The following is a 15,982-nucleotide window of genomic DNA, read 5'->3' on the forward strand; positions in this document are numbered from 1 at the left end:
TCAACCATCCAGAACCTCACCAGAAAAATGCATACTTTCCAGTATTTGTTCAGCAACCCTTGTGTCCCGCACAATACTTTCATGATCACCAGGCAGCGTCTGTCGCTGAACCTGACCGTAAACATCCCACTCATCAGGACTTGCACCCTGCTGATAGCGGGAACCGCTCAACGTCTGATTTGACCAGAACACCATCAGCGGCGCGGCGACCGGTCTGAGCGTATGCTCCTGCATCAGCCGGTGGCTACTCATGAATAACTGCATCTGAATAAAACGCAGTGCCCTGTCACCTTCCCCGTCAAAAATCACCTCCGTTTCACCAATCAACTGCACCAGTGCATCAAAAGCATATTGATCGATGTTCAGTTGTTCTTGCGGGGACAGGCGCGCTAAGTCCTGTTCCAGCTCACTCAGTTCAGTCTGACGATTTTCCAGCAGTAATGTCCGGTGACGATGATTCAGACAAGCCAGATAACGGCTAACCCGGTTCAGCTCCGGCACTTGCAAACGAGCTTTGTGGGCGTTGGCTCTGGCATCAATAATCGTGACCCATTCAACCCGTTCACCGTCAGCTTCCAGTTGATGAGTGACAGCCATAGCCAGCCATGCGCCGAAAGACCATCCTGCCAGCCGGTAAGGGCCATGAGGCTGAACAGCACGAATCAACTGCACATAGTGTGCACAAAGCTGTTCAATACTTGTCGGTGCAAGCGGTGATAGCTCGGATGCAGAGCCATGCAGTTGCGGGGATTCAATCCCGTAAACCGGGAAGCGGTCAGCAAATGTTTTTACCATCTCCTGATAAGCCCGGACAATTCCGCCGGCAGGATGCATTAAAAAGACATTGTCACAGGCTGTCCGGGTATGCAGGTTCTCTTGAGCACGGGCATTCATCGGCACCAGCAGATCCTGAAGATCCGGATCGTTTCCGCTTTCCGTCTGATCCTGCTCACTATCCACCAGTTGAGCTAATGTCCGCAGGACCGGATGACGGAACACCTGCATCAGCGGTAACTCAATTGCCCACTGACGCCGGAGCATCGCAATCAGCCGTCCGGCCAGTAGTGAATTGCCGCCAAGGGCAAAAAAATCATCTTCACGATACACTTTTTCTGTCCCCAGCAAGGTTTGCCAGATCGTGGCAACCGCCTGTTCTGTCGCGGTACACGGTTCAGTCCGGGCTGTTGCTTCATCTGCTATACCGGCCGGCTCCGGCAGTGCCTTGCGGTCAACTTTATTGTTGGCATTGCGAGGCATCGCTTCCAGACAGACAATGTGCTGCGGCACCATATATGCCGGTAACACCTGTCCGAGACGGGATTTTACCTGCTCGGTTCCGCTTTCAGTTCCGGAAATATCAGCAGTAACATCAGTGGTGATATAAGCGACCAGACACGCCTTTGGTGTTCCGGCATAGCACAGACTGACAGCCGCTTCTCTGATGCCGGGAATCATACAGAGCTGTGCTTCAATTTCTCCGGTCTCAATGCGGTAACCCCGCAATTTGATCTGAAAATCAGTCCGGCCGATATAATGCAGTTCTCCGTGGATGGACAAACGTACCTTATCGCCGGTCTTATACATCTTCGCGCCATCACGGGAAGTAAACGGATCCGGCAGAAAAGCGGCTTCGGTCAAATCCATCCGGTTGAGATAACCTTCAGAAATCCCAGCGCCGCCGATATACAACTCACCTTCCGCTCCCGGTGCGACAGGATTCAGCCACGGATCCAGCACGTAAAACTGAGTATTGGCAATCGGTTGTCCCAGCGGCGGACGGTGCATATTCTCCGCAGTGATCTCACTATAGGACGACCAGACTGTCGTCTCAGTCGGACCATACATATTAAGCAGACGCGCACCACGGTTCAGGATACTTCCGGCCAGAGTCGGCGGCAGCGCTTCACCGCCGACCAACGCCGTAAGATGGTGCCAGTCCCGATGCTCCTGTTCCGTCAGCATCTGCCAGGTCATCGGTGTTCCCTGCATGACAGAAATATGCTGCTGTTGCAGGCAGCGGGATAAAGCTTCACCGTCCCGGACCATCATTTCATCAGCAATGACTACCTGTGCACCAGCCAGCAGTGGCACAAACAGTTCCAGTACCGCGATATCAAAACCAACCGTCGTCACTGCCAGAAGCTTGTCGGCTGCGGTGATCCGGGTTGCCGTCAGCATACTGTGCAGAAAATTACTCAACGCCGGACGGGCAATCTGTACCCCTTTCGGCCGCCCGGTCGAACCCGAAGTAAAGATGGTATAGGCAAGACCGCTATCCTGATGCCGCAACCATTCCAGTTCGTACGCATAATCAGCATCACTAAGTGTTATCCCCCGGATTAATGCTGCTACAGGCTGATTCAACGCGGCATCACCGATCACTATCTGACCATCCGTCAGGATCAGCTCCGGCTGCGTCTCTTCCAGAATCAGTTGCAAACGTTCCTGCGGCTGGGAAGGATCCAGCGGTATATAACTGGCACCGGAACCATACACAGCCAGCAGTGCCACCAGCATATCGGTCTGGCGTGAATGGCAGACGACGGCACGGCTCTGTTTATTTATCCCCCGTTTCCGGAGCACATGTGCAAGGCATAGCGTGCGTTCAAGCAGTTCGGCGTAAGTCAGTTGCCCGTCCTGTGCAGCGACCGCGACCCGATCTTTTTTCAGTTCCCAGTCCGACAATAACCCGGAACCGAGATGCCATGAGCCGGTCTCAGCCGCTTCCCCACAGAAATGCGCCTCAGCCGGACATGCCTGCCAGCATAAGTCCTTCAGGTGTTCGTCTCCCTGAGCCATGGTGAAAGCGGAGAGAATCTGTTCCAGTGTCGCCAGCATATGCCGGGCTGCCAGCGCAGAAACCCTTTCACCATCACAGGCAACCCGAAGCACCAGTGACTCATGCGGCATAATAGTCAGAGTCAGCGGGTAGTTATTGCGCTCATATGCCTGTAGCGGAGTCACCGATAAGCCATGACGGTTTTCCTGACCTGACGACTCTCCGAGTGCTTCGTTTTCAAACACCATCAGCGAATCAAACAGTGACTGTCCCCGGTGCACCAATTCGCTCTGTGCCGTAATATCCACCAACGGCAGGCATTCATGTTCACGCAGTTCGACACCCTGACGGTGCGTTGTAGTCAGCAGTTGTGCCAGGGTTTGATCGGGTTGTAGCGGCAGACGGACTGCCAGCGTATTAATAAAGATACCGACAATACGCTGCGCCTGAGGCAGGTCAGCCGGACGCCCGGAGGTAGTCATACCGAAAACAATATCTTTCTGCCCGCTATGATGAGCCAGAGTCAGCCCCCACGCCACCTGCATCACTGTGTTTAAAGTCACACCATAGGTGCGGCACAGCGCCTTCACTGCCGCGGTTTGTTCTTCGCTTAAACAGTGATCAAACAGTTCGAATCTGCCATCCGGCTCTCCGCCGGGTAAAGCCACCGGCGTATCAAATCCACTCAGGTAGGATTTCCAGAAAGCTTTCGAAGCATCAAGATCCTGCTGTTCCAGCCAGTCGAGATAAGTAGAGAAATCCGGACGCGGAGCCAGTTGTACGCTCCGGTCACCCATCGCCTGACGGTAACGGGTCATCACATCCTGAATGACCAGCGCAGAACACCAGGCATCGACGATCAGGTGATGACGGCTCCAGACCAGCCAGTGTTGCTGCCCGCTGACCCGAATCAGATACAGACGCATCAGCGGTGGCACATTCAGATCAAAACCTTTCCGGCGATCATTCAGGCAGAGTTCTTCCAGACGACGTTGTAGCTGTGATTCATCACAGCCGGACCAGTCCAGTTGCTCGACCGGCAATATGACCTGCGGTGCAAAACACTGGCGCGGTTCTCCCTGTTGGTTTTCACCAAATTGAGCTCTGAGAGCCTGTTCGGCATTGACCGTCTCCTGCCAGGCTTGCAGAAAAGCTCCGGCTTGTAGATCACCATATACAGCGACGGCCGTCTGATTGAAATACATCGTTCCGGCACTCGCGGCACTGTGCAGATACATTCCCTGCTGAACCGGGGTTAAAGGATAATCGATAGCACTTTGCCCGGCAGTTGCTGCCGGAGAAGACCGAGTTTCCGCCACCGATAACTCCGGCAAAGAAGCCAGATGGTTCATCTGCTCATGAAACGCATCGACAACCGGCTCCAACTGCGGTTTCAGTGACGGTGGATACTGCCAGACCACTTCCAGTACACCGTCACGAATTTGTGCAGTCACCTCAATCAACTGACGCCGGATACTGTGCGGATGACGGGCCTGTCCGGCTCCCTGAACCGGTTTCCAGTCCGCATCCAGCGAGCCGGTTTGTCCCAGATAGTTAAACAGAACCTGCGGAGCCGGGAAGGCCAGACTCTGACTGAGATAGCGCAGCACGCCATAGCCAATCCCGAGATCCGGAACATCCGCCAGTTGCCACGCTACCGATTCCAGTGTTTCAGCATCACAGGTTAACCGGACCGGGAAGCGACTGGTCAGCCAGCCGACCGTTTCACTCAGATCCTGCGTTTCCTGCCAGGGGCTGCGACCGTGGCTTTCCATCTCGATCAGCAACTGCTGACGTGGGAACTGCATACTGACGGCTCGAACCAGAGCCGAAACCATTGCCACTTCGCAGGCTGAACGCTGATGCAGACTACCAAGGCCGATCAGACGTTCCGTCAGATTCGCTGAGAATGTCTGGCGGTGAGAATAAACTTCACCGACCGTTCCGGGCTGAGCTCCGGGAATCAGCAGTCCGGCATCGAACTGACCGACCATCGGCTGCCAGTAGTTCCGGGCTGTCGCAAGCTTGTCATCCGGAAAATCAACCAGTGCCTGTTGCCACTGCTGTGCTGTCGTGATCTCGGCTCCTGAGGAAACCGAATCACCAGCACAAAGTGCCTGATAAGCCTGATGCAGATCCCGGCCAATCACCCGCCACGAGACACCGTCTACCACCAGATGATGCGCCACCAGCAGTAACCGGGGCTCGCCATCAGCCATATTCAGAGCGACTACTTTAAACAGCGGTCCGGCGGTTAAATTCAGACTCTGCTGGGTTGCCGCAACTAGAGCCGCAGCCCCGTTCTCATCCTGCCCGTCAAATCCGGCATAAACAGCGGCGGTTTCATGAGAGAGCCAGTAACTTGCCCGGCTCGGATCATCCATGTGCTCAAACCGCGCCGTCAGCAGCGGATGTTTTACCAGTAACACTTCGACGGCCTGACTCATCCGCTGGTGATCGATCTGTTCCGGTAATTGCAGCATCACGGCCTGATTCCAGTAATGCGGATAAGGCTGCGGCTGCTCGAAGAACCACTTCTGAATCGGCAGCAGAGGGAAACGCTGCTCACGATCCTGCGATTGGTCATGCATCTGAACGGAATTCGCCTGTTCTGTATGACGCTTTGCGGGATCAGCAGTCATCACTGCTTCTGACGGCGATTCCAGTTCACCGAGACTGATTGCGAGTTCAGCAATCGTCGGCGTGGCATACAGCATTTTCGGCGTAATCACTAGACCATGCTGTCGCGCCCGGGCGACCAGTTGCAGTGCAATGATCGAATCGCCCCCCAGAGTAAAGAAGTTATCACTGACATCCACGTCTTGCTGAAGCAAAGCTGACCAGAGTTGTTGCAGTACCTCGGTCACAGAGCGTTCCGGTTCAGGCTGATCTGCTGTCGGCTGAGAATCAGCACCGTTACTGACAGCCGGATGGTTCTGTACTACATCATGGGAACTTTCGGTCGCTGCAATCGGCACAGTTTTAACGCCATCGGTCACACTGTCACCTGACAGTCTCGCCAGCTCTGCAACCGTCGGTGCAGCATAGATCTGTTTCGGAGTGAATTTAAATCCGTGTTGTCTGGCTTTGGCAATAAATTGCAGACAGACAATCGAATCAGCACCCAGGGCAAACAGATTGTCGTCCGGCTGTGGCCGGACATTGAGCAGACTCTGCCAGAGATCACTCAGCAACACATCGGTTGCCGGTGTCATTTGGGCTGACTTACGAGAGGATTCCGGTTGTTGCTGTTCCAAAACTGATTGTTGCTGCTCCGAAACTGACTGTGTAACAGCCGGTTCAGTCAGACTTGCAGCCAGCATCTGCCGGTCCAGCTTGCCGTTTTTCTGGAGCGGAAAACGTTCCAGTGCCTGCCATAGCCGGGGAACCATATAATCCGGTAACTTCTCTTCCATACTAACTTCGAGATGTTTCAGCGTCCGGGGCTCAGAAGCCACACCGGCAGCCGGAATCTCACCGGTCAGAATAACGGCAGCCGCCAGACGTTTCCCACTCGGCCCGTCGACCGCTAGTACCACGGCATCCTGCACTTCATCCATGGCTTTCAGGGTTGCAGTGACCTCCGCAAGTTCTACCCGGAATCCCCGGATTTTAACCTGATCATCCTGACGTCCCAGATAAATCAGTTCCCCCTGCGAACCTCTGGCAACCCGGTCTCCGGTTTTATACAGCGGCAGTGACGCCGACGCCCCGGTCAGGCCGAAGTCACCGGTCTGACTGAACTGTCTGGCCGTTTCCTGCGGTTTATTCAGATAACCTTTCGCCACACCAAGCCCCGCAATCCAGAGTTCTCCGGCGATGCCATCAGCCACGACAAGCCCGGAATCATCGACAACATAAGCCAGATTGTTCGCCAGCGGCGTCCCTATCGAACCGAGATCATCTGCGGAGTGGATTTGTGTGGCGGTACAGCCGATGGTAGTTTCCGTCGGGCCATAATGGTTGACAATTCTCATTGCCGGAGCAAGTGAACGCAGTTGTGCCAGTAAAGCTGCATCCAGAGATTCCCCGCCGACAATCAGGCACGTTTTCGGCAACAGACGCTCCGGCTGAGCAACCGCCAGCAGAGCTTTCAGATGTGACGGCGCAATTTTCAGGACATCAACCGGCTGCTGTGCCAGTGTTTCCGCCAGTGCTTCCGGATCAAAATAGTATCCCGGAGGCAGCAGACGCAATGCCCGGCCACTACATAACGCACCAAGCACACAAGTAAAGCCGAGATCTGCGGCAACCGTCGAAAACGTCGTCATAGAGACCTTTGGCCCAAGACTAACCCGGTCAAACAGCGCATCGACATAACTGAGCAGATTGCGGTGAGTCACCTGCACACCTTTCGGTTGCCCCGTCGAACCGGACGTATAAACCAGATAAGCCGTATCTTCAGGATTCAGATCCGGGAATACCGGTTGTCCCGTCGCTTCAGCTGCTGGATCGATCAGTCCTGAAATATCGACCCAATTGCACTCTTTCAGTAAATCAGCACCCTGAGCTGCTGCCCAGTCCGGTTTTTCACCGCCGATAAAATAAGCAGGCCGGGCATCGGCAACAATCGCTTCAACACGTGCCAGCGGCAGTTCAGGATCGATACAGACCCAGGCAGCTCCCTTGTACCAGACCGCCAGCATCGCGAGGATCTGTTCCATCTGCCTTGGCATGCAGATAGCAATGACCGGCTGACCGGCACTGATTCGATCCCGGTGAACTTCCGGTAGCTGTTGGGCCAGTTTTCCGGCCTGAGACAAGAGAGCACTGTAAGACCAGCGAGTCAGCGGTGCGCCCTGTGGATAGAATTCAAGTGCCGTGGTTTCACCGTTCTGAGCACTCATCCGCTGTAACGCATGACGTTCTGCCGGGGCCGGTAAGCGTATCGTCTGTTGTTCATATCCGGCCCAACGGTTGAGTAACTGCCGCAACGGCAGGTGTAAAGACAGTGGCTCAGACGTGACCAGTTCAATACAGCGGATCAGCCCACGGACGATCCCGGTCATCAGAGTCACATCCACCTGCTGCGGATCCATCAGCAGATCAAATTGCAGATTCTGTCTCGGTACCACCCGTAACGTGAGCGGGAAATTATTTTCGACATGGTGATCATCTAAAGTCAGCGACAAACCTTCAATCGGTGCCGAATCCGCAACCGGCAGGTTCTCAAATACCAACAGGGAATTGAACAATGCTCCGTTTCCGGGAATGTCCGACCAACGCTGAATCTTTGCCAGTGGCGTCTGCTCATAATCGCGCATCTGTAGATTCTGGTCCTGCAATGCTGTCAGCCACTCTCCTAACAGTGCCTCAGCATCAATCTTCACCCGCAGTGGTAGCGTATTGATGAACACTCCCATAATCGCATCTGCATTGGCTAAATCAGCTGGACGTCCGGAGGTTGTAACACCGTAAACGACATCGCCAGTCGCCATATAACGGGATAGCACCAGCCCCCATAATCCCTGAATGGCTGTATTGAGCGTCACACCCTGAGTTCTGGCCCAGCCTGCAAGCTGAGCGGTGAGTGATTCGCCCAGAGACTGACTGTAGAATGTCGTCGTTTGTGGCTCCTGCGGCAAACCGGTAGCACCTTTGGGTAACGGGTTAGCTTCCTGAAATCCTGACAGGGTATCTTTCCAGTAGGCTTCGGCTTTTGCTTCCTGATGATGTTCGCCCAGCCATGCAATAAAGTCCCGGTAACAGGAAACCGGAGACCCGGAGATAGCCGTTCCTTGTACCAGTTTCCGGTAGTCTGCCATCACTTCCCCGACCAGCCGTTGCAGGCACCAGCCATCCATAATCAGATGATGAATCGTCCAGACCAGCCGGTAATTGCCCTGACCGTCAGTGGTGTCTGACAAACGGATCAGAGCCAGCCGCATCAATGGAGCCTGCTCCGGATTCAGTTGCTGACACTCTTCTGTCTGCAACACATTCATCTGCTGCTGACACTCAGCTTCCGTCAGTTGTGACCAGTCATACTCACGAAAAATCAGCGATGCCTGTTTCTGTACGATCTGGTGCGGTTCATCCACACCATCACAGATAAACCGGGTCCGCAGCGCGGAGTGACGACTCACTGCGTTCTCCCATGCCCGCCGGAACGCTTCCATGTGGAATCTTCCCCGACAGGTCACCAGACTCTGGCTGATATACGCATCCGGATGATCCAGACAGTAGAAATACATGCCCTGCTGTGCCGGAGATAAGGTGTAGATATCTTCGATCTCAACACCGTGCTGTTCTGCCGTTCGGATCAACGTCAGAAGTTGCGCATCACTGACTTTCGCCAGCGGATAATCCGCAGCAATCGCCCCGGTTGCCATCGGCCCTGCACCAGCCAGTGATGTCAGACTGCGGGAAAAATACTCAGCCAGCTTTTGTGCCTGAGTCTGACTCAGCCATTGAGCTGCATACTGAACATTCACCACCAACTGACCATTCTGCACAAATGCATTAACTTCAATAGGCCAGTAACGCGGATTCTGCTCATCCCGGAAGGCTGACAGTTGTTCCGGCGCTTTGCGGAACAAGGCTGATCCGTGACCATCTTCAGATGTCAGATCCAACTGGCCCAGATAGTTAAATACCAGTGACGGCTGGTTGCTTTTATGCAACAGGTCATGTTCCTGAACTTCTAAAGATTCCGGTAACTGCGACTGAAGCTGCAAAAACGGAAGGGCGGACTGAGCGGACTGAGCAGACTGTCGCTCAGGATTACCACTCAGCACCGAGCGGTTGTGCAGTAATGCGTCAGCCCATGACTGCACGCGACCATGACTACCAGCACTGATCAGCGCCGGATAAATCCGGGTAAACCAGCCCAGCGTCTGGCTGACATCGGCATCGAGCTGATCCCGGCCATGCCCTTCCAGTTGAATCAGATGATGTGGCTGACCACTCCATTCACTCAGGGCATGAGCCAGCGCCGTCAGACAAATCTCTTCGGCATTGGCTTTCATCCGGGGAGCAATATGCTGAAGCAATGTGTGGGTCGTTTCCTGAGAAAGCTCAAACCGCTCCATCGCGGCAATCCCGATCGGCTGCCGGGGAAAGAGAGGTTGCTCTGCCAATGGATAAGACACCTGCAACGCCTGTTGAACGTCCGGCTGTGCCGCCCACTGCTGCCATATATCAAGACTTTTGCGGACATCGCCTTCCGGTAAGCCGAACCGCTTACGGCATCGTTCAACCCAGCCTTTATACGGCAGTGTCATCGCCCGGATCGGTTCTAAGGTCTGTCCGGCAGACAGTCGCTCATAATCACGGCTCAGTGCATCCAGCAGAATCCGCCACGAAACAGCATCGATCACCAAATGGTGCGCCACCAATAGCAACCGGTATTCGGCCGCAGCAGATGGCTCTTTATTGCTCTGAAAGCGGTTAATCCGCACACAGGTCGCCCGGAACAGTTTTCCTTCACTCAATGAGAGTGCGCTCTGTTCCTGACGACACAGTTCATCAATCTGCGGCTGAAGATTTTCTCCGGCCTCAACATTCCACTCAAGCGATCTGAGCGCCAGCCTTTCCGGCATGATCTCGTCCGGAGACGGAACCGCTAATATCCAGTCGCTTCCGCTTGCCTCCTGCGTAAAACGGGCACAGAGTAGCGGATGCATCTGTAATAAACGCAGTAGTGTCTGTTCCAGTAACACCGGATTAACCGGAGCGGTTCCGGACAGTAATACCGCCTGATTGAACTGATCCGGATTCGGCAGGTTCTGGTTCAGGAACCAGTGCTGAATTGCCCCCGGACGGGTTTTCCCATAACTTTCTCCGCCGCTGAACACAGTCTGTTCTCCGGCTCTGGCAACACTCGCCAGTGCTTTCACCGTCGCATGTTTAAACACCTCTTTCGGCTCAATTGCCAGCCCAAGTTCACGGGCTTTGGCAACCACCTGCAGGCTCATGATGGAATCGCCGCCTAAGGCAAAGAAATTGTCTTCAATACTCACCTGTTCCAGCCTGAGCACTCCGGCAAATACCTGCGCCAGTAACGTTTCGTTCCGGGTTTGCGGTGCGACATACTCTCCGGCATTCTGACAGGCAAGGTTAATCGCTGGCAGAGCCTTGCGGTCCGCTTTACCATTGGCATTCACCGGCATACGCTCAAGGCGCATAAAGACCGACGGAATCATGTAAGCCGGCAAACGGGATGCCAGCAGAGCCTGCCACTGGTTCCAGTCCGGTTCATCTCCGTCCAGTACCACGTAAGCCGCCAGCGTCTGACTGTCCGGTGCCGTCACAATCGCCTCTTTGACAAAATTCAAATCAAGCAGTGCTGCTTCGATTTCACCCAGTTCGATCCGCAGACCACGGACTTTGACCTGAAAATCGGTCCGTCCCAGATATTCAATACTGCCATCATTGCGGTAACGGGCCAGATCGCCGGTCCGGTACAGACGCGCATACCAGTGATTGTCACTATTCGGATTCTCATTCAGGGGAAGTGGATTGGTAATAAAAGCCTGCGCCGTCAGGTCATCCCGGCCAAAATACCCTCTTGCCAGCCCCGGACCACTGAGATACAGCTCACCCGGAACACCAACCGGCACCGGATTAAGATCTTCGTTGAGAATCCAGGTCTGCATATTGGCGATCGGATAACCAATCGGCACCACGCCCGGACAAGGCTTGGAACAGTCCCAGTAAGTCACATCAATCGAAGCTTCTGTCGGGCCGTACAAATTGTGTAACTGACAGGAGAAATGGGAGAAAAAGCGTTCTTGCAACGCAAATGAAAGGGCTTCACCACTGGTGAACACCCGGCGCAGCGACGTACAGGAAGCCACATCGTGATGCTCTAAAAAGGCTTGCAGCATGGTCGGTACAAAGTGCATGGTCGTGACACGATGATGCCGGATCAAATCAACCAGCTTCTGGCTGTCTTTATGATCACCGGGCTGAGCCACAACCAGCGTGGCACCGACCATCAGCGGCCAGAAGAATTCCCACACCGAGACATCAAAGCTGTAAGGGGTTTTCTGTAACACCACATCCGATGCATCCAGCGGATACTCATTCTGCATCCAGAGAATACGGTTCATCACCCCGACATGCGGCACAGCGACACCTTTCGGTTTGCCGGTCGAGCCGGAGGTAAAGAGAATATAAGCCAGATTTTCCGCACCACATTTGCTCAGATCCGGGCATGTTGTGGCTTCTCCGGCAGTCAGAGAAAAAGAGTCATCCAACAGATGACAGGGCATAGCACCACAAAATTCTGCGGCCAGATCGGCCAGTTCCGGTACGGTCAGCAGTAATGCAGGCTGCGCCTGTTCCACAATGTGCGTCAGCCGTTGAGACGGATGTTCGGGATCGACCGGCACATAAGCACAACCAGCTTTGACAATCGCCAGCAGGCTCACCACCATCTGTACGCCTCGTGGCATACAGACGGCAATCCGGCTTTCCGTATCAACCCCCTGATTCACCAGCCAGTTCGCCAGTTGGTTCACCTGGCGGTTCAGAGTTTGATAATCCCAACGGACCTCTTCATTATTCCGGGAGTTTTTATCATGTTGAGCAAAGACCAGCGCCTGTTGCAACGGAGTCTGTAACGCCTGTGCTTCCAGCGCTTCTCCCAGCGTCTGATGTTTCAGTTCCGGCGGAAGCAAAGCAGCAAGTCCGGTCTGATTCCAGTCTTGCAACGTTTGCCATTCGTCATCACTGAGCACCGGGAAACTTTTCAGCAACCGGGCCGGTTCTCTAAGCAATGCATCCAGCAGGCGGGTCAGCGCGGTCTGATAATAACAGGCCAGTAACGCCACCTGTCCGGCATCATAACAAGCCGTCCGGTACTGGAAGGACAGCGCCAGATGCTGCGCATGATGCACTGCAAATAAAGAGAGATCATATTTCGAGGTAAACTCCGGCACCGGCAGCGCCCGGATCTGCATGTCACCCAGCGTAATCTCACCGGACGATGATTCATCCAGATAGTTGAACATCGTCTGTACCAGCGGCTCATGTGCCATATCCCGGGAAGAAACCAGTTCATCGACCAGCTTTTCAAACGGCATGGCACTATGGCTTTGGGCACCGCTGACTGCCTGATGCACCGACTGTAACCATGATTCGGCACTGCTCTCAGAGGAATACTGAGTGCGAATCACCAGTGTATTGACAAACAGACCGAGCATATTTTCAAACTCAGGCAGAGAACGTTCTGCTACCGGCGTCGCAACCCGAATATCCCGTTGCCCGGTTCGCTGGCTCAACATCCACTGATAGGCGGCAAGAAGTACCGTATAAGGTGTTACCCGATAGGATTCGCACACCTGTTTCAGTTGATGATAAACCGCACCTTCCAGTGTGAAATGGTAACGGGCACCGGCATCACTGAGGCCTGCGCGATCCTCACCGACTGACTGACGCATCGGTAAATCCAGACTGTAGTTCCCGTCTTCCAGCGTCCCGCGCCAGTAAGCCAGCAGATTATCGTAGGTGTTATCACTGAGTAGCTGCTTCTGCCATTGAGCATAATCGATATACTGAAACCGCGTCTCCTGCGGATCTGTAGCCAGCTCTCCCGAATCAGATCGGATGCTCATCTGGTTGGCTGTCTGCACCATCATCCGGGTCAGATTCTGCAAAGACCAGTGATCAATGATGATATGGTGAAATGTCAGCAGTAGCCGGGATTCTCCCGATGACAGTTTCAGATGAGTGAGACGAAACAGCGGTGGATGCGCCAGATCAAATGGCTCACTCATAGCTGCCTGCAGAGCGCTGTCATACGCCGGCTCATGTTCACCTGACTGACTAACCCCGCTTAAATCAACCTCCCGGATCTGAAGCCGCCGGATCACATCCGCCGCATCCAGTAGTCCGGCGACCGGACGACCGTCTTCTCCGGCCTGAAATGTCGTCCGGAAGATTTCCTGTTCGCTAATCAGATGAGCAAAGACCTGCTGGAACAATTCAAGAGAGACATCACCATGCAGCGACAGAAGCGCATTAACATTATATTGCCCGCTCTCCTGCTCAAACTGCTGTAAGAACCACATCCGTTCCTGAGCAAAAGAGAGCGGGAAATATCGGGCGGCGCGATCAACCCGGCTCAGAGATGGTAGCCCGACAGACTGATTCTGGCTTTCCAGATAAGCCATGATTTCCGCTTTTCTGGCTTGTAATGTCTGCTTGACCTCCGCAGTCAATGCCCCTTTCGGGGCATCGATTTTTAATTTGCCGTCCGCCAGACGGAGGTGAATATCATGTTGGAATAACTCGGCCAAAAGTACTGCAATACTCATAATTCAAAGCTCTCCCTTTCGTCTTCGTCATCCATTTCCTGTTCAGCATGGAAAGTGTGGCTGTTCATATCGATACAGGCAGCCAGACTGGATAAATCCGGCATTTCCATCAGCAGCGCCAGACGAAGATTCAGGTTAAATTGTTGATTGATTCGGTTCACCAGACGGGTCAGCAGTAAAGAATGCCCGCCCAAAGCAAAGAAGTTGTCGTGACGTCCGACGGAGTCAAGGCCCAGCAGTTCCTGCCACAGTCGTGCCAGTTGCTGTTCCGTCGGAGTCTGAGGTGCAATAAATCCACACTGCGGCCAGAGCGGTTCCGGCAGTGCTTTGCGGTCCACTTTTCCGTTATGGGTTAAAGGCAGCGACGCCAGGATTTCAATGTGGTCCGGCACCATATAAGCCGGCAGACGCTGTTGCAGGAAAGCGATAATCGGCTCAACCGGCAACTGCTGATCACTGACAACATAACCGACCAGTGTGTCCTGCTCTGCGCGTCGGCGCACCTGAGCCACAGCTTCACGAATATCCGGATAGGTTGCCAGAATGGCTTCGATTTCTCCCAGCTCAATCCGCTGCCCGCGGATTTTCACCTGAAAATCGGCCCGTCCCAGGTATTCAATCGCCCCGTCAGGGCGGTAACGCGCCAGATCACCGGTCCGGTACAGTCGTGCGTGCTGTGCATCATGCTCCGCTCCGGCTTCTGCCCACGGATTCGGAATAAAAGCAGCATCAGTCAGTTCCGGCTGTCCAAGATAACCCGCAGCCAGACCAATACCCGACAGATACAGTTCCCCTTCCACACCCACCGGGACGGGATGAAGATGTTGATCCAGAATCCAGGTCTGCATATTGGCAATCGGATAACCGATCGGCACTTCGCTGACAATATTCTGCGCCCGGCAATCCCACCAGGTGACATCAATCGAAGCTTCCGTTGGTCCGTAGAGGTTATGCAGCGCCACATGCGGCAACTGTTGCAGACAGCTCTGCTGGACATGGTAAGGGAGCGCTTCACCACTACAGATCAAACGCTTCAACCCCGGAAATGTTTGAGTTTCTGAAGACAGCCCTTCCGAAGACGTCTGTCCCGGTAAACCTTCGAGGAAACCATGCAGCATTGCCGGAACAAAATGCATGGTGCTGATCGCATAGTCAAGTACCAGTTCACCAAGTCTGGCATTGTCTTTGTGTGCATCCGGCTCAGCCATCACCAGCGTTGCACCACTGACTAAAGGCCAGAAGAACTCCCACACCGACACATCAAAACCATACGGTGTTTTCTGTAATACGGCATCATCGCCCTGCAAACGGAAAGTGTCCTGCATCCAAGCAATCCGGTTGACAATTCCTCCATGCGGGATCGCCACACCTTTGGGTTTTCCGGTCGAACCGGAGGTATAAAGGACATACAGAATATCGTCGGCCTGTACGTGTTGATCAGGTTCCGCGCCATCAAGTGCCTCTCCGTTATAGGCCTGACTGGCAGCCAGCGCTTTTTCAATTGCAATGATCGGTGTAGCTTCACCTCCAACACCATGATCTACCAGCAACTGTCCGACCTGACTCTGGGCCAGAATCACTTTGGGGCTGGCACTTTGTGCAATCATTGCCAGACGTTGTCCCGGCATATCCGGATCCAGCGGAACATAGGCACAGCCGAGTTTCACACACGCCAGCATGGCAATCACCATCTCCGGAGAGCGGCGCATCGACAGACCAATCCGTTCACCACGCCGACACTGACAGGACTGACGCAGATAGTTGGCCAGCCGGAGAACATGCTCATCCAACTGGCGGTAGGACAACGTCAGATCGCCCTCCTGCTGCCAGTAACCGGCAACAATAGCCGCCGGGCAGATCAGAGCAGTGCTGTCCGGTGTCAGGCGGACCTGCCGGGCAAGATAAGCATCCAGCGTTGCGGGAACGTCATAGTCAGTCTGGG

2 protein-coding genes (1 of these 2 running past the window's edge) are annotated in these 15,982 nt (G+C 54.2%); both read right to left on the bottom strand.

Translation table 11 applies throughout. The features are described 5' to 3' along the window. Window positions 1-14,040 carry a non-ribosomal peptide synthetase gene (locus OCU74_RS11800; protein ID WP_087479913.1) on the bottom strand — a complete coding sequence of 4,680 codons (14,040 nt, stop codon included), beginning with the start codon at window positions 14,038-14,040 and terminating at the stop codon, window positions 1-3. Further along, window positions 14,037-15,982, bottom strand: partial view of a non-ribosomal peptide synthetase gene (locus OCU74_RS11805; protein WP_087479914.1) — the final stretch only. 4,921 nt of this gene lie beyond the right edge of the window; 1,946 of the gene's 6,867 nt are visible here — the last part of the coding sequence; its start codon lies off the right edge, out of view; the stop codon is at window positions 14,037-14,039. The genes OCU74_RS11800 and OCU74_RS11805 overlap by 4 nt, the downstream gene beginning before the upstream one ends.

Origin of the sequence: Vibrio mangrovi (genome assembly GCF_024346955.1) — a bacterium.
Lineage (GTDB): Bacteria > Pseudomonadota > Gammaproteobacteria > Enterobacterales > Vibrionaceae > Vibrio > Vibrio mangrovi.